The organism is Actinotalea ferrariae, assembly GCF_019733465.1.
GTDB lineage: Bacteria > Actinomycetota > Actinomycetes > Actinomycetales > Cellulomonadaceae > Actinotalea > Actinotalea ferrariae_A.
Genome location: NZ_JACVQL010000033.1, coordinates 46,318 through 66,897, shown reverse-complemented (window position 1 = coordinate 66,897; position 20,580 = coordinate 46,318). Strand labels below are relative to the sequence as shown.

General features: G+C 70.8%; 16 protein-coding genes. 4 read left to right on the top strand and 12 right to left on the bottom strand.

The window, feature by feature from the left end; genetic code table 11:
• From ICW40_RS03495 to ICW40_RS03455, 9 genes are all read right to left on the bottom strand, one after another.
• Positions 1 to 624, bottom strand: a 624-nt coding sequence (locus ICW40_RS03495; RefSeq protein WP_221652440.1) for a sensor domain-containing protein, incomplete at its 3' end; no start/stop codon positions are given.
• Positions 611 to 1,846, bottom strand: coding sequence for a DUF418 domain-containing protein (locus ICW40_RS03490; RefSeq protein WP_221652439.1), 1,236 nt, complete (start codon positions 1,844 to 1,846; stop codon positions 611 to 613). The genes ICW40_RS03490 and ICW40_RS03495, both read right to left, overlap by 14 nt.
• 144 nt (positions 1,847 to 1,990) lie before the next feature.
• The gene (locus tag ICW40_RS03485) at positions 1,991 to 3,148 is read right to left on the bottom strand and encodes a GntR family transcriptional regulator (protein ID WP_221652438.1); all 1,158 of its coding nucleotides are present in this window, start codon (positions 3,146 to 3,148) and stop codon (positions 1,991 to 1,993) included.
• A 13-nt stretch (positions 3,149 to 3,161) separates the two neighbouring features.
• A complete protein-coding gene (locus tag ICW40_RS03480) occupies positions 3,162 to 4,265 on the bottom strand; it encodes a glycoside hydrolase family 76 protein (RefSeq protein ID WP_221652437.1) in 1,104 nt (367 codons plus the stop codon).
• A gap of 134 nt (positions 4,266 to 4,399) precedes the next feature.
• Positions 4,400 to 5,674 carry an ABC transporter substrate-binding protein gene (locus ICW40_RS03475; RefSeq protein WP_221652436.1) on the bottom strand — a complete coding sequence of 425 codons (1,275 nt, stop codon included), beginning with the start codon at positions 5,672 to 5,674 and terminating at the stop codon, positions 4,400 to 4,402.
• A gap of 105 nt (positions 5,675 to 5,779) precedes the next feature.
• Positions 5,780 to 6,742, bottom strand: coding sequence for a carbohydrate ABC transporter permease (locus tag ICW40_RS03470; RefSeq protein ID WP_221652435.1), 963 nt, complete (start codon positions 6,740 to 6,742; stop codon positions 5,780 to 5,782).
• Positions 6,742 to 7,662, bottom strand: coding sequence for a carbohydrate ABC transporter permease (locus ICW40_RS03465; RefSeq protein WP_221652434.1), 921 nt, complete (start codon positions 7,660 to 7,662; stop codon positions 6,742 to 6,744). Before ICW40_RS03465 ends, ICW40_RS03470 begins: the two co-directional genes overlap by 1 nt.
• Positions 7,659 to 8,960 (bottom strand): glycoside hydrolase family 125 protein, encoded by a 1,302-nt coding sequence (locus ICW40_RS03460; protein WP_221652433.1) that lies wholly within the window; start codon positions 8,958 to 8,960, stop codon positions 7,659 to 7,661. Before ICW40_RS03460 ends, ICW40_RS03465 begins: the two co-directional genes overlap by 4 nt.
• A gap of 82 nt (positions 8,961 to 9,042) precedes the next feature.
• On the bottom strand, positions 9,043 to 10,059 hold the full coding sequence (locus tag ICW40_RS03455) for a LacI family DNA-binding transcriptional regulator (RefSeq protein ID WP_221652432.1): 1,017 nt from the start codon (positions 10,057 to 10,059) through the stop codon (positions 9,043 to 9,045).
• 201 nt (positions 10,060 to 10,260) lie between these two features.
• Here ICW40_RS03455 and ICW40_RS03450 point away from each other — a divergent pair, with 201 nt between their 5' ends.
• The gene (locus tag ICW40_RS03450) at positions 10,261 to 12,189 is read left to right on the top strand and encodes a discoidin domain-containing protein (protein WP_221652431.1); all 1,929 of its coding nucleotides are present in this window, start codon (positions 10,261 to 10,263) and stop codon (positions 12,187 to 12,189) included.
• Between the two features lie 108 nt (positions 12,190 to 12,297).
• Here ICW40_RS03450 and ICW40_RS03445 read toward each other — a convergent pair whose 3' ends face one another.
• Positions 12,298 to 14,538: a diguanylate cyclase domain-containing protein gene (locus ICW40_RS03445; protein WP_221652430.1), complete on the bottom strand. Its 2,241-nt coding sequence runs from the start codon at positions 14,536 to 14,538 to the stop codon at positions 12,298 to 12,300.
• A 698-nt stretch (positions 14,539 to 15,236) separates the two neighbouring features.
• Between ICW40_RS03445 and ICW40_RS03440 the strand changes: the two genes are divergently transcribed.
• The 3 genes from ICW40_RS03440 (at position 15,237) to ICW40_RS03430 (ending at position 18,871) form a co-directional block, all read left to right on the top strand.
• On the top strand, positions 15,237 to 15,671 hold the full coding sequence (locus ICW40_RS03440) for a helix-turn-helix domain-containing protein (protein WP_221652429.1): 435 nt from the start codon (positions 15,237 to 15,239) through the stop codon (positions 15,669 to 15,671).
• 90 nt (positions 15,672 to 15,761) lie between these two features.
• The gene (locus tag ICW40_RS21405) at positions 15,762 to 16,769 is read left to right on the top strand and encodes a DUF3039 domain-containing protein (RefSeq protein WP_221652428.1); all 1,008 of its coding nucleotides are present in this window, start codon (positions 15,762 to 15,764) and stop codon (positions 16,767 to 16,769) included.
• Between the two features lie 440 nt (positions 16,770 to 17,209).
• Positions 17,210 to 18,871 (top strand): hypothetical protein, encoded by a 1,662-nt coding sequence (locus tag ICW40_RS03430; protein WP_221652427.1) that lies wholly within the window; start codon positions 17,210 to 17,212, stop codon positions 18,869 to 18,871.
• Positions 18,872 to 19,090: 219 nt separating this feature from the next.
• Here ICW40_RS03430 and ICW40_RS03425 read toward each other — a convergent pair whose 3' ends face one another.
• Both ICW40_RS03425 and ICW40_RS03420 read right to left on the bottom strand, forming a co-directional pair.
• A complete protein-coding gene (locus tag ICW40_RS03425) occupies positions 19,091 to 19,441 on the bottom strand; it encodes a hypothetical protein (protein WP_221652426.1) in 351 nt (116 codons plus the stop codon).
• A 17-nt stretch (positions 19,442 to 19,458) separates the two neighbouring features.
• Complete coding sequence (locus ICW40_RS03420; RefSeq protein WP_221652425.1) at positions 19,459 to 20,514, bottom strand: hypothetical protein; 1,056 nt, start codon at positions 20,512 to 20,514, stop codon at positions 19,459 to 19,461.
• Positions 20,515 to 20,580: the final 66 nt, after the last annotated feature.

Genomic DNA, 20,580 nt, shown 5'->3' with positions numbered 1-20,580 from the left:
GCCGAGCAGGCCGCGCGCAAGCCGCACCTGGCCGAGCGCGACGAGCTGGACGAGGACGGCCGCGAGCCACACCGCGGCGAGGCCGACGACGACCAGCGCGGCCGTCGGCACGCCGGCCCCCGTCCGCGACCGGTACGCGGGGATCGCGACCAGCGCGAGTCCGCCGCCGCCGATCACCGTCACGGCCGCGAGCTGGGTCGTGGCGAGCACGCACCCCACGACCGCGTAGAGGACGTGCCCCCAGCGAGTCGGGTCGACGGCCACGCGGCCCCAGCCCCGCCACCACCGCGTCGCCCGCGGGTCCCGCGGGGCGTAGGCGGGTGGAGCGATCTCAACGCCGAGGTGCGCGCGCAGCCTGGCCCGCTCGAGGGCCGCCACCGGCGCGCTCGCGACCAGGACGAGCAGCAGGAGCGGCATCCCTACACCGATCACGAGCAGCCCGACGGAGACCGGCACGACGGCGAGCGCGATCGCCGCGGCGAGGAGGAGGACCACCGAGCCCACGGACGCCTGGGAGACCGCTCGCCACGTCGCCGACGACACCGGCGCACGCAGCAGGTCGTGGCCGCCGAGCAACGCCGGTGCGACGACGCGGAGGTCGGCGGCGGCGTCACCGGTGGTCATGGGCCTGACCGTAGGCGATCCGCCGCAGCGCGACCTCGAACGGACCACGCCGGCCCGCGCGCTGCAGAGCGACGGCGACCGCGACGGTGACGAGCCAGACGGCGACGGCGAGGACGGCCGCCTGCGTGGTCGAGAGGTGCTCGCCCAGCCCCAGCCCCCAGTCGCTCAGGAGCGGCGCGAACATCACGGACTGGAGCAGGTAGCACGTGAGCGACCGCTCGCCGACGGCGGTGACGGCCGCCACCGGCCCGCGCCGCGGCAGGCCGCTCCACACTGCCGCGAGCCAGCCGAAGAGGCAGACGTAGCCGAGGCCCATGACGTCGCCGCTGACGTGGTGGACGAGCTCGGCGACCGCGAGACCGGTGTGGTCCGGGTGCCACACCTGCGCGACGGCGAGGGCGTAGGGCGCACTGCCCACCAGGCTGACGGCGGCGGCGACGGCGGCGACCTGCCCGAGCCGACGTCGGTGCTCGGCCGGTCGGGTGAGCCAGCCGGCGCGGGCCAAGAGGATCCCGACCACGAGGTGCGGGACGAACATCAACGTGAGCGTGTACAGGGACGTGACGGTCGCCGTCGCGGTGAGGCGTTCGACGGCGGAGGTCACGTAGGTGGTCGTCGTCGGCTCGGTCGCGCCGCTCGCCCCGCCCGGGTCCGACGGCGCGAGGAGCGCGACCGCACCCGCGCTCATCGAGACCCCGTACGCCACGCAGAACCACCACGCGAGGGCGACGCGCGACCGGTGCAGGAACAGCAGCGCGAGCAGGCCGGCGGCGCCGTACGGCGCAAGGATGTCGCCGCCGTAGAGCAGCGTCGCGTGCACGAGCCCGAGCACGATCAGCGCGACGCCGCGGCGTCCGAGCACCCCGCGCGTCGTCCTGGGGTGCGCGCCCCGGGCGGCGAGCCGGCCGGCCATGGTCGCCAGCCCGAAGCCGTAGAGGATCGCGAACATCGGCTTGACGTGACTGTCGACCAGGAGCGTCGTGACGCCGTCGACGAGGTGGTCGAGCGGCGATCCGCCCACGGGCCGCCCGCCGGCCGCGTCCGAACCCGCGTCGGACCAGAGATAGCCCCACACGTTGGCCAAGGCGATGAGCAGCAGGAGCATCCCGCGGGCCAGGTCCGGTGCGAGGGAGCGCGGCGTCGGCGGGGACACCGGCGCGGGTCCGCCTCCGGGGAGGGGCGCGGGCGGCGCCGGGGCGGTGGTCGTGGGGTACTGGCTCATGCCGTGAACGCTAGGGACGGGCCGCCTCCCGTCCCATGGGGCAGACCCACGGATCGCGCGGGGGCAGACCCACGGGCGCGGCCCGGTCAGGCCCGGTGGAGACGTCCAGGACGAGCCGAAGCGGACCGAGCAGTCCGTGCGCCTCTACGCCCCCGCGGCGGCGCTCGACGAGGCGGCGCGCTCCGGTGGAGGTGCGGTCGAGTCGCCGAGCACGAGCTCGGTGGGCAGCACGACCTTGCGGACCGTGCGGTCCCCGCCGAGCAGCTCGAGCGCCAGGGCGAGGGCCGAGGCGCCCATGCGCTCCTGGTCCTGCGCCATGTGCGTCGTCCGCGGCAGGAAGCGCGGGAACGGATCGGGGTGGTCGAAGCACACGATCGAGAGGTCCCCCGGCACCGAGCGGCCCAGCCGCGCGCACGCGTCGCGCAGCAGGTTCGCGATCGCGTACTCCGTGGCGACCAGCCCGGTCAGCGCGGGGTGCTCCGCGAGGTACTCGGCGAGCGCCTCGACGTCGTCCTCCGCCGAGCGTGCGCTGCCCGGGATCGTGGACCCGACCCGGTCGAAGTCGTTCTGCGCCTGGTGCGGCACGTGGAACTCGGCGTGCGCCCGCACGAACCCCTCGGTGCGGTCCTCGACGGTGCTGACGCGGTTCGACGACGACACGAGGCCGACGTGCGTGTGCCCGAGCGAGAAGAGGTGCTCGGTCGCCCGCTTCGCCGCGTCCACGTTGTCCGAGCACACCGTCGAGACTGGGACCCCGTCGAAGCTGCGGTCGAGGATGACGACGGGGAAGCCGCGCGTGACCAGCTCGAGCACCGAGGGCGGCACGTACTCCGACGACGCCGGCTCGAGGATGAGCGCCCGGATGTCGCCGGCGACGAGGCCGCGCACGGCCTCGTCCTCGCGCCGCGGGTCCCCGATGCTGCGCTTGAGCACGAGGTTCGCCGCGTCCTGCGACGCGTCGAGCAGGCCGCCGAGGATGTGCGTCCCGAACGTGTCGTCGAAGTTCGTCAGCACGCAGCCCACCGACGGGATGCCCTGCTGCACCGGCCCGCCGGTCGACGGCGCCGTCGCGACGTCGCTTACGACCACCGTCCCGACGCGCGGCCGGCGCAGGATGAAGCCGTCCGCGCGGAGCATGTCGAGCGCACGCTTGACCGTGATCACGCTGACGTCGAAGCGGCGCGTCAGGTGCGCCTCCGACGGCAGCCGCTCGCCGACCGGCGGCTGCCCGGCCTCGATCTCCGCGCGGAGGCTCTCGTAGACGTGGCGGTAGAGCGCGCCCGCGACCTGGGGAGACTGCATCTATTCAGAATATTCAGACGGCGACGGTCGCCTGCGGATCCGCGCCGACGCGATGCCGGGCGGCGACCTCGAGCGCCATGATGGCGCTGAGCTGGGTCGAGTAGCGCAGCGTGCCCGACGGCGGCGCGGTCCAGTCGTCCCCCGCGAGGATCACGCCCTCGCGGCCCGACGTCCGGATGAGCGCGCCGACGCTCGTCGCGACGAACTCGCGGAGCCGACCGGCCGCGTCGTCGTCCGGCGGCAGTACGTCGAGCAGGCACCCGAGGTAGCGGTAGTAGACGCCCTTGAACAGGCCCTCGTCGCCGCCCTCGCCCTCGTCCCGGAAGACGCCGTCGGTCGCGAGCGTCTCGAGCGCGCGCTTCGCCGTCCGGACCGCGGCCCGCAGGTACTGCTCGTCGCCGGTCGCGCGGTGCAGCTCGACCGCCGCGCCCACGTAGAGGCCCTGGTTGTAGGTGAACCGCCACTGCGTGTCGATGCGCCCGTCCTGCTCGCGGTTGATGCCGTCCTCGACGAAGCCGGTCTCGTCGACGAGCGTCGCGGTGATCCAGTCGAACGCCGTGCGCGCGGTGGCGAGGTAGGGCCGCGCGACGCCATCCACGGCGTCGTCGTCGACCTCGTGCAGGCGCGCCGAGAGGATGGCCAGGGGCCCGTTCGCGGGCGTGTTCTTGTAGTAGAGCTGCTGCTTGCGCCACGCGAGGCTCGTGCCGCCGTCGTCGTTCCAGCCGTGCTCCATGACGTGGTCCCAGATCGCGCGGACCTCGTCGAGGTACCGCGCCTCACCGGTGACCTGCCACAGGCGCAGCGTCGCGAGCGCGAACCACAGCATGTCGTCGAAGTAGTCGTTGAACAGGGAGCCGCCGTTGCGCTCGACGAGGTTGCCGTGCGTCTGCACCGCCTGCGTGAGGCGGGCCGGCTCGCCGGTCCGCAGGTGGGCGTCGAGGCGCACGTCGAGCACGTGCGCGAGCCACCAGTAGTTGAACGTCTCGTTGTCGCCCGGGGCGCTCGGGTAGGTGTTGTTCAGCAGCTGCGGCAGCTCGGTGCCGAAGAACCGCTCGAGCCCGTCGTGCGCGAGGTCCGCGTAGCGGTCCCACGTGGGGGCAGGGGGCGTGGTGGTCATGGTTCAGCTCTCCGGTCGGGCCGCCCGCGCGGCGCGGCGGGCTCGGGTGCCGGCCGCCGCAGCGGGAGCCGGTGCGGCTCCCGCTGCGGGCAGCGGGCGGGTCGGTGCGCGCGCCGGTCGGCGCGCTGGGTCGGTCAGCGGTTGTCGGCGAGGATCTGGTCGCCCAGCCGCTGCGCCTCGGCGAGCGCCTCCTCGGCGGTGGCGTCGCCGGCCATGAACTTCTGCAGCGCCGGGATCAGGGCCTTGCCCTCGACGTCGGACGCGCCGGCGACCCGGGAGCGCACCGTCGCGTAGTCCATGGCGGCGATGAACGCGGCGTACCGCGGGTCGTCGGTGAAGTACGGGTCGTTGGCGGCCTCGACGTTGGCCGGGATCCACCCGGAGATCTCGGCGAAGGAGACGCCGTTCTCGGGCTGGGTGGTCCACCACTTGATGAACTCCCAGGCACCCTCGGGATTCGGGGCGCCCTCCGGGATGACCAGCCCGAAGCCGCCCATGCCCGCGGCCTTGTCGCCGTCGGGGCCCGCGACGGGCTCGACGATGCCGTACTCGACCTCGGCCGCGTCGAGGCCCGAGAGCGCCCACGGCCCGTCGTACTTCATGACGAGGTCGCCCTCGGCGAACGCGTCGACGCCCTCGCCGAAGCCGAGCTCGAAGGTGCCGTCGTCGAGGATGCTCTGCCAGAACTCGAGCACCTCGAGGCCCTCGGGGCTGTTGAAGGCCGTCGTCGTGCCGTCCTCGCTGAACATGGACCCGCCCGCCTGGCGCAGCCACATGTTGAACAGGCCCGGGTCGCCGAGCGAGAACCCGGCGCGCGAGAGGCTGCCCCCCTCGCGCTGCGTCACCTGGGCGGCGACGGTCCGCAGCTCGTCCCACGTCGTCGGCGGCTCGAGGCCTGCCTCCTCGAGCACCGTCGGGTTGAAGAACAGCGAGCGGTTGTCGACGAGGAGCGGCAGGCCGTAGGTCTGGTCGTCCACCACCATCTCGCCCATCGCCTGCTCGTAGAACTGGCCGACGTCGACGCCGTCGCGCTCGATGAGGTCGTCGATCGGGGCGAGCGCACCGCGGGGGACGTAGAGCGACGTCTGATAGCGGTCCCAGAGCACGACGTCGGGCACCTGCCCGGACGCGAGCCCGGTGAGCAGCTTCTCCTCCACCAGCTCCTGCGCCACGTAGGTGACCTCGTACTCGTCCTGCGCCTCGTTGAAGGCCGCGGCCTGGGCGTCGAGCTGGTCGATCTGGTCGCCCGACCACGACCCCCAGAACGTGACCGCCTCCGGGCCGCCGTCTCCGCGGTCGCCGTCGTCGCCCGACGACGAGCCGGGTGACGCGCTCGAGCAGGCCATCAGGGAGAAGGCCGTGACGAGGCCGACGGTGACGGTGCCGGCGGCCCTGCGGGCTGTGCTCATGAGGGGATCTCCTTGGGTGGGTGCGCGCCGTGGACGTCCCGCGGCGGTCGGTCGGGATGAGGGGTGGGTCTGTGTGCGGCCGGTCGGCCGAGGCCGACCGGGAGGTCATTTCACGCCGGACGTCGCGAAGCCCTGGATGATGTGGCGCTGCGCGTAGACGAAAATCAGGAGGACCGGCAGGGTCGCCATGACGGTGCCCGCCATGAGGGGGCCGTACGCGGTCTCGTACTCGTTGATGAACGACGCGAGCCCCACCTGGACGGTCATCATCTGGGGGTCGTTCAGCACGATCAGGGGCCAGAGGAACGAGTTCCACCCCGCCTGGAAGGTGAGGACGCCGAGCACGGCCGCGCCGGGCAGGGCGAGCGGCAGGTAGATCTGCCAGAAGATCCGGGCCTCCGAGGCGCCGTCGATCCGGGCCGCCTCGCCGAGCTCGTCCGGCAGCGTGAGGAAGAACTGCCGCATGAAGAAGAGCGCGAACGGCCCGGCGGCGAACGGGATGAGCACCGCCGCGTAGCTGTTGATGAAGCCGATGCCGCCCTGGCCCGTGAGGTCGTTGCCGCCCACGAGCGGGAAGAACCGCAGGATGAGGAAGGTCGGCACCATGGTCACGACGGCCGGCACCATCATCGAGCCGAGGATGAGCCCGACGGCGACCTTGCGGCCCTGGAACTTGAGCTTGGCGAGGGCGTACCCGGCCATGCTCCCGAGCACGACGTTGGTGATCGTGCCGCCGATCGCGATGACGAACGAGTTGACGAGGTACCGGGCGAACGGGGTCCTCGCGAACACCTCGCGGTAGTTGTCGAGCGTCGGCTCGTCGGGCAGCAGCTGGAGGTAGTTCGACAGGATCTCGCTACCGGGCTTGAACGACGTCGCGAGGGTCCAGACCAGAGGCAGCACCGTCGCGACGCTGACGAGGATCACGCCGACGTACCAGGCGGAGGTGCCGATCACGCGGCGCGCCGTCGGCGGACGGCGCCCCCCGCGGTGCGGCCGGGGTGCGTCGGGCGGCCCGGCGGCGTCGGCGCCCTGCGTGATGCCGGGGACGAGGGTTCCAGCGCTCATCAGGAGACCGCCTTCGCGTTGGTGATGCGGGCGTTGACGACCGAGAAGCCGATGATGATGAGGAAGAGCACGAACGACAGGGCGGCGGCGTAGCCCATCTCGAGCCGCCCGAACCCGCGGTCGTAGATGTAGTAGACGAAGGTCAGCGTCGAGTTGGCCGGGCCGCCCTTGGTGAGGACGTACGCCTGGTCGAAGACCTGGAACGCCGAGATGATCAGCAGCGTCACGACGAGGAACATCGTCCGCGAGAGCGCCGGCAGCGTGACGTGGAAGAAGACGCGCCAGGGGCCCGCGCCGTCGAGCTTGGCGGCCTCGACCAGCTCGACGGGGACGCCCTGGAGGCCGGCCAGAAAGATGATCATGTTGACGCCGAAGCCGGCCCACACGCTCATGAGGACGATCGCGATCATCGCCCACTGCGCGTCGTACAACCACGCCGGCCCCTCGATACCGAACACCCCGAGGCCCGCGTTGACGAGGCCGTACTGAGGGTTGAGCAGCCAGAACCAGATGGCGGCCGTGGCGACGGTCGAGGAGACGACGGGGATGTAGAAGAGCGTCCGGAACAGGCGGGCGACACGGACGCTGCGGTTGAGCAGCAGCGCGGCACCCAGCGACACGACGAGTCCGAGCGGGACGTAGAGCGCGGTGTAGAACGCGGTGTTCCGCAACGAGATCCAGAAGAACGGGTCCCCGAGGATGCGCCCGTAGTTCTCCAGGCCCACCCAGGCGGTGTCGCCGATGATCGCGTAGTCGGTGAAGCTGAGGATGAACGCGATGAGCACCGGCAGCAGGATGAAGACCGCGAACAGGACGAGCGGCACGACGACGAAGAGCCATCCGCTGCGGGCCTGGGCGCGCGTCGTGGCGGTTCTTGCGGTCCTGGTCGGCGAGCGCCGGCCGAGGGTGGCGACGGTCATGCCCTCACCCCTCCGGTCGCCGACGTGCGGCGGTAGGTGCGCAGACCCGCGACGTCGAGCGCGAGCTCGCAGAACATCGAGTCCGCCCAGGAGAACCAGGGCCGCGTGAACTGCGTGGGGTCGTCGCACGTGAAGGACTCGTGCATGCGCCCCGCGCCGCCGTCGGTCCGGACCAGGAGCTCGAGGAGGCGCGCCTTCTCGGCCTCGTCGGTCGCGGTGAGCCCCTGCACGGCGAGCGCGATGGGCCACACGTTGCCCGCCGGCGTGTGCGGGCTGCCGATGCCGCGGGCCGCCGTCCCCTCGTAGAAGTAGGGGTTGGCCGGGCTCAGCACGAGCGCGCGGGTGGCGAGGTAGAGCGGGTCGTCCGCGGCGCACCAGCCGATGAGGGGCAGCGAGAGCAGGCTCGGGACGTTGGCGTCGTCCATGAGGTTGGCGCCGCCGAGCCCGTCGACCTCGTAGGCGTAGACCAGCTCGCCGTCGTGCCGCACGACGGCGTGCGCGGCGAGGGCGGTCTCGATCTCGCGCCGCAGCTCGTCCGCCGCGCCGGCCAGGGCGTCGTCGTCGAGCACGTCGCGAGCGAGCGTGGCGACGTGGCCGAGGACGACGGCGGCGAAGGCGTTGCCCGGCACGTTGTAGCCGAGCGCGCACGCGTCGTCGCTCGGACGGAAGGCGGACCAGGTGAGGCCGGTCGGCGCCACGAGGCCGCCGCGCCCGTCGCGCGTGAGCGTGTCGCTCGCGGGTCCATGGAGCCGCTGGAACGCGTAGGTGGAGCGCTGCTCGTGGTCCTGCTCGGTGCGCCAGATGGCGATGACCAGGCGGGCCGCTTCGGCGAACCGGGCGAGGTGCTCGACGCGGCCGGTGACCGCCCAGAGGTCGTAGGCGAGCTGGAGCGGGTAGCAGAGGGAGTCGACCTCGTACTTGCGCTCCCACGTGCCCGGCCCCATGTCGGTGAGGTCGTCCTGGTGTCCGGCTCCGGTGGGGCCGTCGTTGAAGGCGTTCGCGTACGGGTCGCTCAGGAGCAGGTCGAGCTGGCGCGTGACGACCGCGCCGATGGTTGCCGCGAGCAGCGGCTCCTCGCCGGCGAGGTGGAGGTAGGGGCCGAGCTGGGCGGTGGAGTCGCGCAGCCACATCGCGGGGATGTCACCGGTGATGACGAACGCGCCGCGCTCGCCCAGGGTGACCGTGCGGTCGAGGGTGTCGAAGAAGCCGGTCCGGAAGACCGCGCCGACGTCGGCGCCGAGCCGGTCGGTCACGGCGGCGGTGAGCGCCTCGCAGGCGTCACGGTCGTAGAGAGCCACGGTGCTCCTCGTCGGTGGTCGTCGTTGACGAGAGCCAACCTAGGCCTACCGGAGCGCCATATCAATATGCTCAATATAAGCGTTATCGAACGGCGGGCGCTGGCGCCGTGGAGCCCCGGACCACGAGCTCGGTCGCTAGCTCGACGTGCAGGGCCTCGACCTTGTGCCGGTCCATGAGGCGGATGAGCAGGCCGACGGCCATGCGTCCCATCTCCTCCAGCGGCTGGCGGACGGTGGTCAGCTGGGGCTGCGTGGCCAGGCTGATGTCGCTGTCGTCGAAGCCGGTGATCGAGAGGTCGTCGGGGACGCGCAGGCCGCGCTCGGCGGCAGCGTGCAGGGCGCCGACGGCGATCTTGTCGTTGAAGCACACGAGGGCGGTGGGGCGGTCGGGCGCATCCAGCAGCTCGCCGGCGGCGCGCCACCCGTCGTCGGTGGTCGGGTGGACGAAGCGCGTCAGCTCGGGCGAGGGCAGCGCCCCGACGTCGACCATCGCCGTGGCGTGCCCGGTGAAGCGGTCCTTGCCGGCGAGCCACTCCTGCGGCCCGCCGATGAGGCCGATGCGGCGGTGACCGAGCTCGAGCAGGTGGGCCGTGGCGGCGCGCGCTCCTGCGACGTTCGCGGCGGCGACCGAGGCGATGTCCCGCGGTGGGGCGGTACGCGGGTCGACGACCACGAACGGGAAGCCGCGGCGGCTCAGGTCGGCGAGCCGGTCCCCCGGTTCGGGCGGCAGCACGAGGACCGCGCCGGCGACGGGCCGGGTCGGCAGCGCGGTCAGGACGTCGCGCGCCTGTGCCGCCTCACCGGCGTCGAGCACGACCGTGCGTCCGTGCAGCTCGAGGGTCTCCGCGACGGAGGACACGACGAGGCCGAAGTAGTCGCTCAGCACGTACGGGCACCGGACGAGCACCGGCCCTCCGCGCCCGCCCGGGCGCGGGCGGGGCGCGGGGCCGGTCTCGCCGCGAGCGGCGAGCGCCTGCTCCACCCGTGCGCGCGTGGCCGCTGCAACGTTGTCCTGGCCGTTGAGCACCCTGGAGACGGTGGCGATGGAGACACCTACCTCCGCGGCGATCTCGCGCACCGTGGCGCGGCGGTCGCTCATCGAGCGTTACAGCCGTTGTTACAGGATGTGCGTGCAAGATGCCGGTGGAGCGCGGCCCTGTTCGTGCTCTTGACAGCGCCCGTGGGGCGCGGTGTTCTGGACTTCCGGCGCGCGTTGCCACACATGTTTCAGATGTTACATCGTCGTGCGGCATGGCGTCACCCCGATCACCTCACCCGAACCACTCGATGGAGAGTCCCGATGAGGAGAACCGTCCTGGCCCTCGCGACGGCAGCAGCCGTCGCGGTCGGCGCGACCGCCGTACCCACCGCTGCCGAGGCGCAGCGACGACCAAGCTCAGCTCCCGAGGCCCAGGTCTGGGTCACCACCGTCGACCGCTCCGAGACGCTGCAGCAGCGCGATCCCGTGGCGTTCCGTCGCGGCACCTCGCCGCTGACGACCATCACGGTGGACCCGACGCAGACGTTCCAGACGATGGACGGCTTCGGCGCGTCGATCACCGATTCCTCAGCGCACCTGCTGTCGGACCTGTCGCCCGAGGTGCGCGAGGCGACCATGCGTTCGCTGTTCGACCCCGACGAGGGGATCGGCATCAGCTTCCTGCGCCAGCCGATCGGCTCGTCCGACTTCACCGCCGAGCCGCAGCACTACAGCTACGACGACATGCCGCCCGGGGAGACGGACTTCGACCTCGAGCACTTCTCCATCGCGCACGACGAGGAGCACATCCTGCCGCTCCTGCGGGAGGCCAAGCAGCTCAACCCCGAGCTCACCGTCATGGCGACGCCCTGGGGCCAGCCGGCCTGGATGAAGGAGGACGAGACCGTCTTCGGCGGCCGGCTCAAGGACGACCCCGCGATCTACGACGCCTACGCCCGCTACCTCGTGCGGTTCGTGGAGGCCTACGCCGCGGCCGGCGTCCCGATCGACCTCCTCACCGTCCAGAACGAACCGCAGCACCGTGCGCCGGACGGTTACCCCGGCACGGACATGCCGGTCGCGCAGCAGATCGCGGTCATCGAGGCCCTCGGCCCGCTGCTCAAGAAGGCCAGCCCTCGCACCAAGATCGTGGCGTACGACCACAACTGGGCCACCCACCCCAACGACCTCGAGAACACGCCTCCGGGCGAGGCCCCGGAGCCCGACTACCCGTACCAGGTGCTCGACAGCCGCGCGGCACGGTGGATCGCCGGCACCGCCTTCCACTGCTACTCCGGCGACCCCAGCGCCATGACGGCTCTTCACGAGGCATACCCGAGGAAGGACATCTGGTTCACCGAGTGCTCCGGGTCCCACGGCCCGGACGACACCCCGGAGCAGGTCTTCCGCGGCACGCTGACCTGGCACGCCCGCACGCTCACGATCGGCACACCCCGCAACTGGGCGAAGTCGGTCGTCAACTGGAACATCGCCCTCGACGAGGACGGCGGTCCCCACCTGGGCGGCTGCGGCACCTGCACCGGCCTGGTGACCGTCCTGGACGACGGCACCGTCCGCGCCGACGCCGAGTACTACACGATCGGCCACCTGTCGAAGTTCGTGGAGCCCGGGGCCCGACGCATCGCGAGCACCTCGTACGGCACGACGGGGTGGAACGGCCAGATCATGGACGTCGCCTTCCGCAACCCCGACGGGTCGACGGCCGTCGTCGTGCACAACGAGAACGACGAGCCGCGGTCCTTCGCCATCGCCGTGGGCGACCAGTACCTCGAGTACACGCTGCCCGGGGGCGCCCTGGCCACCTTCACGTGGCCCGAGCACCGCAGCCTGAGGCCGACCATGCGCGAGCTGCCGACCGACGGTGCGACGGCAACCGCGAGCTCCAACCCCGGCGACGCGCACCTGGCCGTCGACGGCGACGGCTCGACGCGGTGGTCCAGCGGGCAGGCGCAGGAGCCTGGCCAGTACCTCCAGGTGGACCTCGGCCGCGTGCAGCCGATCCGTCGAGTAGCGGTCGACAGCGGGGACAACCTCGGTGACTACGCACGGGCCTGGGAGGTCGAGGTCAGCACCAACGGCCGCCACTGGCGGACGGTCGCCACCGGGACGGGGACGGGCCAGCTCACCCAGGTCGACCTGCGCACGACGCCGGTTCGCCACCTGCGGATCAGCAGCACGGGCAGCGCCGGCAACTGGTGGAGCATCGCCGACGTCCGCCTCTACCGGTAGACGCGCCGACCAGGCGGGCTCTTCGCAGCCCGCCTGGTCGACACCCATGTCCACGAGGCCTTCCTGCTGCGCGTCGAGACAGCGCCGCCCACGTCACCGCGCTCTGCGTCAGCGCGCCTCGGTGCCGCGCGCAGACGTCGCCTTGGAGCGCAGCATGCGTGCGTCCGCCGTATCGATGAGGGTCGCAGCGTCGGCACCGTCGTCCGGGAAGAGGGCGAAGCCGATCCCGGCGCTGAGGCGAACCGTCCGCCCGGCCAGCGCGAGCGGCGCGTCGAGCGCGACGTGCACGCGCTCGACGGCGTGCTGGACGGACGTGTCGTCCGCGCGCGAGAGACCGCCGAGGACAAGCAGGAACTCGTCGCCGCCGAGCCGCGCCAGCATGTCGCCCGAGCGCACGGCCTCCCGCAGCCTGTGACCCGTGGCGATGAGCGCCTGGTCCCCGACCGCGTGGCCGAAATCGTCGTTGATCTGCTTGAAGCGGTCGAGGTCGACGAACGCCACGGCGACACGCGCGCCCGACCGCGCAGCGCGACGCAGCTCGAGATCGAGGTGCTCGAGCACGTTCCCGCGGTTCGGCAGGCCGGTCAACGAGTCGTGGTACGCCAGGAACGCGGTGCGCTCGTCGCGGTCGACGCGCTCGGTGACGTCCACCTGATTGCCGATGAAGTGCGTGAGGCGGCCATGCTCGTCGTGCACCGGGCTGATCGTGAGCTCGTTCCAGAACGACCCGCCGTCGCGGCGGTAGTTCAGCAACGTCGCACGCGCGCCGCGGCCCGCGACGAGGCGGCGTGCGATCACCCGGGTGATCGTCGGGTCCGTGCCGGGTCCCTGCAGCAGTCGGCAGTTCCGGCCGACGACGTCCTCCTGCGAGTACCCGGTGAGCCGCTCGAACGCTTCGTTGGCGTAGACCAGCGGCATGTCACGGGCGCGCGCGTCGGCGATGACGATGCCGTTGCTGGCGGTCGAGATCGCCCGGGTCAGAAGTCCAGGCAGCGCCGCCTCCGGCACGCCCCACCGCCGGCCGGCTGGCGGCGACGCGACACCCTCCGCGGCGGGACGCCGACCGGACGTGCCCGCCGCCGCGGCATCCCGACCGGCGTGCTCAGGCTCGAGTGATCGACGAGCCGCCGACTGCCCCTGCACCTTGGACATCAGCAGACCGGCCGCCGCGACCACCTGATCCCGGTCGTACGTCAGCACGTACTCCAGCCGGCGCTCCAGCCCGTCGCCGGCCCCCAGCTCCCGAGCGGCGACCGCGGCGGCGAAGTGCGGCGACACGACGGTGACCACCCACTCCTGGCTCAGCGGGTCGTCCTCGTGCAACGCCACGCCCAGCACGCCGGGGACGGGCTCGGACGGCACGCCGGGCCCCAGCATCACCGTGAGCGCGCTCATCCGGGCGAGCAGCTCGTAGCGCCGCAGCACCGCAGGACTGATGAACGCGACGTCCTGGAACGAGGCGAGCACGACTGCCATCTCGTCCAGCAGCATGGCCTGCCGCTCGAGCTGCCGAGTGAGCGGGCCGAGGAGCGAGGGCGTCGTCGGCTGCGAAGGCACCGTCGCGCTGATGAGGTCGAAGACGGTCCCGGCGCGCGGTGCCGGCGCAGGCGCCGGCGGGAACCGCAGCTCACCGCGCCAACCCTTCGGCAGCGGCCCCGGACGGCCGAAGTGCCACCCCTGGCCGAGGGTCGCACCGAGGCTGAGAGCGCGCTGCAGGTGCGCCTCGGTCTCGATGCCCTCCGCGAGGACGAGCGCGCCGGAGCGCTGCGCCTCCGCCTGGACCGCGTTGACGATGGCGGCGACGCCGAGGGTGGGCCGCCCGCGGACGAGCGCGAGGTCGAGCTTGATGACGTCCGGACGAAGGAACGGCATGAGCGCCAGCGCGGCCGGCTCCGCGCCGACGTCATCCAGCGCGATGCGCCAGCCGAGCTCCCGCACCCGCTGGATGCCCGCGAGCAGACGGGCGGGCTGGCGGAGCAGGTCCCGCTCGGTGACCTCCACGACAACCTGTACCGACGGGGGCAAGACCGCGGCTATCTCCGCGAGCACGTCGGGGGAGAGTGCCGCCAGCGTCGCGGGCTCGACGTTGACGAAAACCGTCGCGCCGGCGCCCACGCCCGACGCGGACCGCACCACGCACCGCATGCACGCCTCGTCGAGGTGGACGAGCGCCGACGGACCCGCGCGCTTCGCCGCGCCGAAGAGGTCGGCCGGCGACACCGCGACGTCGTCCCGCTCGCCGCGGATCAGCCCTTCGACGGCGACGACGGCCTCGGACCGCAGGTTGACGATCGGCTGGTAGGCAGCGCGCAGACGGACGCCACCGCTGACCGCCACGTCCGCGGTCACGCGCGCGCCGTGGGGGCCCTGGGCGCGGAGGGCTCGAGGAACCGGCCGGTCATGCGCCTAGCGTGACCCCGGACGCGTCAGCCTGCATCCGGCGAAGCGTCGTCTTCGCGAGCGGCGATGACGCGACCCCGCCGTGCCGAAGCGCCTCACGCGCCTACACCGGTGACGCTCCGCCCGTGGCCTGCTCTCGCGAGCTCCGGCACGGAGGCCCCAAGTTGAACTGACGCCCCTGTGCGCCTGGGCAGATTCGAACTGCCGAGACCCGCTTTAGGAGTTCGATCTTGGTCTGTGGATAACGCGCTGACCTGCGGAACTACATGCGGGTAGTTCGTGTGGTGACCCCGTTTCGGAGCACCCGCTGACCACGCGCTGACCACGCCAGCGGGAGCGACCAACGATCACCATCCACACCACCGCGACCCTATGGAGGTATCCATCAGCGTGGCCGACAGGAAGCCGCCGCACGCTCTATAGATGGCGAGCGCGATCGGGGCGAAACTCGGGTGCGTCACTGCCGGCTCGGGCGTCACACCTGCACCGCGGCGCACCAGATGCGCGCGCGTCGGCCTGGATGCGTGTAGACGCGCACCGCGGTAGCTGCATCGAGCACAGCTTCCGGCTGCAGCGCCCGTTGGGGTGATCGAAGTGGCACCGGTGGACAGATGCCGGTAGTGTCATCTGCGACATCTACATCATCTATGACAAACATCAGCGATGAGGGCATCGTGGCAACGATCATCGAGCTCGAGGCAGCTCAGACGACCCCCGACCAGATCGAAGCCCTACGCGGCTTCGCAGACGCACTCCCCGAATCTCAGCTCCGTGACGTGTTGCTGTCCCTGACCACTAGCGTCAGCGCCGGTACCGACCTAGCGATCCTCTCGAGCGACGCGGAGCTCACTCCGACTCAGGTCGCTCAGCGCCTGCGGATGAGCCGCACGCACATCTACAAACTCATCGACTCCGGTGAGATCCCCGCACACCACGTCGGCCGCGACCGTCGAGTGCTGCTCGCTGACGTCGTGCAGTTCGAAGTGCGACGTCAGCAGGCTCGACGCCAGCTCGCTGAGCGCTTCGCGCGTGCGGACGAAACCCGCGCCAGCGTCATCGAGAGCCTCGCTGACGAGTTGTAGCGCGCATGCGGTTCGGCGGAACGCACCGCATCCTGCGCCACGGCGATCGCTCGGCCGTGGCGCAGGGTTCCGCCTGGCAAGATACTTGTTGTGCCGCACGACGTCCGAGCTCGAGCCACCCTCGAGGTGCTGCGCGGGCTTGCCGACGGTTGGAGCAGCCCGTGGCCGCGGCGGCAGATTGCCGTCGGCCAGTGGGCGAGCCTGTCGCCGATCGCCGAGCTTCCTCACCCCTTGCTAGCGAAGGCAGCAGAGCAGTTCGGCTCGGACCCGGCTCAGGACGTTCACTACGACGTGATCGCGAGTTCGGGCCAGCTCCAGCTCGAGGAAGTGCGATGCGGGCAGTGGCGTGCTGGCGTGTGGACCGACGCCGACGGCGTTCGTTGGATCGTCGCCGCCGGGCTGTCCAAGGGCAACCACCAAGATAACGACGACTTCTACGAGGTCCTCAAGGCTCGAGTCGCGAACAAGCGGGCACCGAGCCTGTTGCCGTCTGACGATGACATCCGGCTGCTCAAGCGGGAGACCGCCGCGGCGGCCGTCCTGCGCGCCGAGCTAGCCCTGCAGCAGGTGACCGCCGACCTTCTAGCCGTCGCGCTCACCACTGGGACGGCGAGCATGGACGTCCCGGCGCTGCGCGGGCGCGACCAGTTCATGCGGGTCCAACTGTCATGGGCGACCCTGGCCGGTCCGGACTACACCTGTGAGGAACTCGTCGTTCAGTTCAACGACATCCAGCGCCCGGGGAGTGACGAGTACTGGCTCCTGGCCACGCGCGTCCTAACTTCCCTTGCTCCGCCGGTGCAGGACTGGGACGCCAGCTCCAACTCATCCTTCTCCACTATGTGTGACCGCGGCGTCACGGCTCAGCGCCTAACCCGGCTTAACGAGTGCGTCGCGACGGACGTTCTACTTCCGGCTGAGCCCGGCGCTGTGAGCCACTTCACGCACGAGCGTCACATCGCTCGGGCGTCGGTGGAGGGCGACGGTCTGCGGGCGCTGTGTGGTGTCTTCTTCGTGCCTACGCAAGATCCCGCCTCGAAGGACCCGTGTCCCGAGTGCACGAGGGTGCACTCGACACTTCCCTCGGTGACCTCTTGAAGCGACCAAGATCGGTGACGCGTTGGACCGGGAGGCTCGGATCCTCGCATCCAGCGTCGCCGTTGCGGTATGAACCGCCCCGGCTCCCGTGGAGGCCGCGGCGGTTCAGACATCGCAGACGGTCTGGAAGTGCCACGCCGGTCCTCCAAGTACGCGACTGGAGAACGTGCTGACGCGAATGCTCGGGCCGACGGACGCGGCCGACGACACCGACTGGGCTGGGTCTATCGACTCGACGCTCGACCCGATGCATCAAGCGCCGCGACCCTTCCGGGCACTACAGGGGGCTCCGGTGAATCACAGGAGTCAGCGATCGGAGCCCGCTGACCACCCGATCGGCCACTCTCGGGGCGGTCTGTCCAAAGAGTAACCACGCCGTCGACGACGCCGTGTGACGCACACGCCCTGACCAGATGGCATTCCTCCCCTACGCTTCGACCGTGTCGACGCCGACCCGTGATGACGCCGTTGTAAGCACCCTGACGCTGCTCCAACTGCCGCATACGTTCACACAAACACGGCTAATGACCAGCAGCGAGTTCCGCCGCGAGGCGAAGACCTGGGGCCATCGACTGAGCGACGGCACCCTGCAGGAACTGGAGGGACTAGGACTGCTCGTCCCCTTCTTCCGTGCCCAGGAACCAAACGATCCCAGCGTCGAGGCCGACGACGATGCCAGGACCCTCGCTGCCGAGCCCGCACGGGGCGGACGTCTCATCGACCCGTGCACCTGCCCCACCGGCCCCGACAGCGCCGCGGCGAGAGAGCGGCTCTTCTCGTGCTGGCAGTTGCTAGCCCTCCGAGGCGCACTCCAGACGCTGTCAAACCGCCGAGGGGGCTTCTTCGACGAGGACGCAGCAAGACTCGCCGCCGTTCAGGAACGGTCGTTCCACATCGCGTTAGAGGCGCTCACCAACCGCTTCTTCCCGGCGATCGTCGGGAAGTGGACGGCGCCGTCAGGATCAACCTTCGCTGAACAGCGACGTGCCGGCCGCGCCCTGGATGCCTCTGCTCGACTCGCCGCTGTGGGCAGCCGACCCACAATGCTCCAAGAGCAGGCGAACTGGCTGCTCAGCATCGCCCATCACGACGACCCGCTCGGTGGCTGGTGGCAAGTCGTCCGCCACTCTAATCACCGCGGCTGGTTCAAGTTGAAGGGTGCGGCCCTGCAGGCCGTCTGGCAGAGGATCGCAGCCGAGGTGCTGCTGCGCGCGCACGAGGAACTGGCCGAACGGGGAGACCTGCTCCCGCTCCCGGAGCCGGCGGGCGACTTCTGGCACCCGTTCATGGACCGGATCGGCGCGACGGACTCGACGGCGCTCACCCTTGACCACGCTCTCACCCAACTGGCGGTCTCGCCCCATCCGCTCGTCGTGGTCGTCGTCGAAGGCGCCACGGAGCATGAGCACATGACCGCTCTCCTGAAGGAGTTGGGGCTGGGCCAGCGGGTGCGCGTGGTCAACCAGCAGACCTCGGGAGACCGGCCTCACCAGCTCGCGGGGTTCCTCGCACCCCAGATTCGCGCGGTGCTTCCCGACCGCCAGATCCTCGAGCGCAACCCCACGCCGATCTTCGTCGTGATGGACCCCGAGAACGTGTGGTCGCCCGAGAAGCGGGATGAGACCGTCTGGAAACTCCGGAACAGGATCCGGGAAGAAGTCCAGCGGCAAGAGGGCGGTGCGATCAGGGACGAGGAACTCGACGAGCTGCTGAAAGTCCGCGTCTGGCCAGACGCCCGAACCTATGAGATGGCGAACTTCACGGACGGCGAACTGGTCGACGCACTGCTTGCAGTGCGCCCGGATCACATCGACGACAGCGCCGATCTGCGGACCGAAGTACTCGACGCCGTCGAGTACGCACGCACAGGCCGCAAGGACTTCGGCGTCGCCCTCGGGAGGCTTCGGTGGGGAAGGAACCTGAAGGTGGCCGTCGCCCAGGTCTTGACCCCCGTGCTCGTCTCGAAGCTCGGCCAGGACGCAGCAGCCGCTCCGCCCGTGGTGAAGCTCGCTCTCGAGATCGCCGAGACAGCCGAACGCATGGCGGTGGGGAGAATCCACCTGGCCGGCGCGGAGACGGAACCCGACCGGATCCGCATGTAGCCGGTTCTGCTGGCAGGTCAGCACACCAGCCCGTCAGGGTCGGCGCCCAGGCGGGGGAACACCGGACATCACGGAGTGGCGCGCCCAGGCCCCGAACGACACCCCGGCCACCGGTCGGCAGATTCCTACTAGGTGACGCTGCTCCCTGTGCCTTGGACAGGGCGCGTGGCGTTCGGGCGTTTCTCTCGTTCTTCCCTCGAACGAGCGGGTGGCGGCCCGTCAATCCCCGTCGAACACCCGGGCAACCACGAGGTCCGGACACCCAAGCAGTCGCAGTGCGTGGCCGCGCACGATCCGCTCGAGCACCGCGACGACCTCATCCAGCTCGTCGAACGCGTAGCCGCGGTTCCCGTGGGCGAGGTCGTTGCGAACGTGCCGCAGCGCGTCAGAGGTAGAGGTCGCGCGCCCCGACGCGCGCAGGCCCTTGACGAGGGCGCCGTCCAGGCTGCTCGACGGCCTCTTCTGGAGGTTGTCCTTGATGAAGCGACGGTCCTGGGTAGACAGGTCGTCGTCGGTCAAGTCCTTCAGCCTCGCCAGCACCGTCTCCTGTCGCTCCGCGTGCTTCGCCACCCGCTGGGTCGTACAGCTCACGTGTCTCGGCGCCGTGCATCCCCTCGAGCGCCTGGATAAGGAGGAGGAAGCGCGATCTCGGGTGCTGGTCGGCTCCGTGCAGCATCGAGCCGTAGGTCTCGACTAGCGGGTGGTGCTCGGCGTGCAGCTGGCGGCCATCGGTTGATGAGGTCGAGCAAGGAAAGCTCGTCCATGTGTGCCCTGACCGCGGTGGAAACGTCTCTGACCGCCTTCGAGGATGACTCGTACGGCTCCTGGGTGATCAAGGACCCGAAGACCTGGAACCAGCCCTTCTCGCCGTCGAGTTCGACCGCAAGGTACGTCAGGTCCCGGGACCGCCCTGTCGAAATGGCAATGATCCTGCGCAGCGGCTCGACGTAGTTGTCCACCAGCTCGCGCAACGTCACCCCGTCCGTAAGTTGCAGGGTGGCGACAGGGCTGAACCGGAGGCCGAACTCGAACGCGTCCATCGCGCGCATCCGGCCCGCATAGCCCACGCGGAGCGTCGCACCGCCCGACGTCCACTCGACGTCGGCATCCGGGTTGGTGTGCGCGGTCCACTGCCCCTTCGGTGCGCCGGGGATCGCAGGGTTAGTGACCCGGTCAATGGGCGCCGTACCGCCGACAGCGTCGAGGGCGGCAATCTGGATGCGCGCACCCGCCAGCCGGGGCGCCGGCTGCTCCGCAGGTTCGACGCCGTCCTTCATCAGGTCGAAGAACCCCCTGCCCTTAACGAGCAAGGCAGCGCTGCCGGTCACGTCCCCGGACCCCGGGCTCCAGTACAAGATCTCTGCGTCTAGGAGGATCAGGGTGCCACCGTTGGCGAGGCTCGCTCGCAGCGCCGGGAGTTCGGCGCGCTGCGGAAAGGCGAAGACGGTCTGGCCAGCCGTCGCGGAGCTCTTGTGGAGCGGCACGTCGCCGTAGACCTGGCCTCGCGGAGGACGGTTCACTCGCGCGTCCACGCTCCCCGACAGTTCGCGCCAGCCGCCGTTGCCGTCCGGGACGCTCCAGGTGCACAGGTACTCGTCAGGGTCGAAGATCCGGTCGAGCGCCTTCCGGTCCTTGTTCACCATGGCTCCTCCTCGGCCCTGCCGGCAGCGCCGACACATCGGTGGCGAGGAAAGGTTGAACTGCCTCTA

Coding starts and splice junctions, on each gene's coding strand:
- ICW40_RS03455 (WP_221652432.1), bottom strand. CDS start 10,059: ATGAGCGACCGCCGCGCCACGGTGCGCGAGATCGCCGCGGAGGTAGGT.
- ICW40_RS03475 (WP_221652436.1), bottom strand. CDS start 5,674: ATGAGCACAGCCCGCAGGGCCGCCGGCACCGTCACCGTCGGCCTCGTC.
- ICW40_RS03440 (WP_221652429.1), top strand. CDS start 15,237: ATGACAAACATCAGCGATGAGGGCATCGTGGCAACGATCATCGAGCTC.
- ICW40_RS03465 (WP_221652434.1), bottom strand. CDS start 7,662: ATGACCGTCGCCACCCTCGGCCGGCGCTCGCCGACCAGGACCGCAAGA.
- ICW40_RS03480 (WP_221652437.1), bottom strand. CDS start 4,265: ATGACCACCACGCCCCCTGCCCCCACGTGGGACCGCTACGCGGACCTC.
- ICW40_RS03450 (WP_221652431.1), top strand. CDS start 10,261: ATGAGGAGAACCGTCCTGGCCCTCGCGACGGCAGCAGCCGTCGCGGTC.
- ICW40_RS03420 (WP_221652425.1), bottom strand. CDS start 20,514: ATGGTGAACAAGGACCGGAAGGCGCTCGACCGGATCTTCGACCCTGAC.
- ICW40_RS03470 (WP_221652435.1), bottom strand. CDS start 6,742: ATGAGCGCTGGAACCCTCGTCCCCGGCATCACGCAGGGCGCCGACGCC.
- ICW40_RS03490 (WP_221652439.1), bottom strand. CDS start 1,846: ATGAGCCAGTACCCCACGACCACCGCCCCGGCGCCGCCCGCGCCCCTC.
- ICW40_RS03485 (WP_221652438.1), bottom strand. CDS start 3,148: ATGCAGTCTCCCCAGGTCGCGGGCGCGCTCTACCGCCACGTCTACGAG.